Annotated in this window: 1 protein-coding gene; it reads right to left on the bottom strand. The window is 68.7% G+C overall.

Annotated elements, in window-relative coordinates; genetic code table 11:
* The coding region (locus tag IG94_RS0138035; RefSeq protein ID WP_031048764.1) for a flavodoxin-dependent (E)-4-hydroxy-3-methylbut-2-enyl-diphosphate synthase at positions 1-572 on the bottom strand (572 nt) is incomplete at both ends.

Below are 572 nucleotides of genomic sequence, written 5' to 3'. Positions count from 1 at the left end.
AGGATCTGGATGCCGACCTTGATCTCCTCGACCGGCGGGGCGGAGAGGGAGACGCGGATGGTGTCGCCGATGCCCTGGGAGAGCAGCGCGCCGAAGGCGACCGCCGACTTGATGGTGCCCTGGAACGCCGGGCCCGCCTCGGTGACGCCGAGGTGGAGGGGGTAGTCGCACTGGGCGGCGAGCTGGCGGTAGGCCTCGACCATGACGACCGGGTCGTTGTGCTTGACCGAGATCTTGATGTCCCGGAAGTCGTGCTCCTCGAAGAGCGACGCCTCCCACAGGGCGGACTCGGCGAGGGCCTCGGGGGTCGCCCTGCCGTACTTCTGGAGCAGACGGCGATCGAGGGAGCCGGCGTTGACGCCGATGCGGATGGGCGTGCCGTGGTCCTTCGCCGCCCTGGCGATCTCCTTGACCTTGTCGTCGAACTGCTTGATGTTGCCCGGGTTCACCCGGACCGCCGCGCAGCCGGCCTCGATCGCGGCGAAGACGTACTTGGGCTGGAAGTGGATGTCCGCGATCACCGGGATCTGCGACTTCCGCGCGATCACGGACAGCGCGTCGGCGTCGTCCTG

Source organism: Streptomyces olivaceus (assembly GCF_000721235.1).
In the GTDB taxonomy this organism is placed as follows: domain Bacteria; phylum Actinomycetota; class Actinomycetes; order Streptomycetales; family Streptomycetaceae; genus Streptomyces; species Streptomyces olivaceus.
This window is presented reverse-complemented; position numbering and strand designations above follow the sequence as displayed.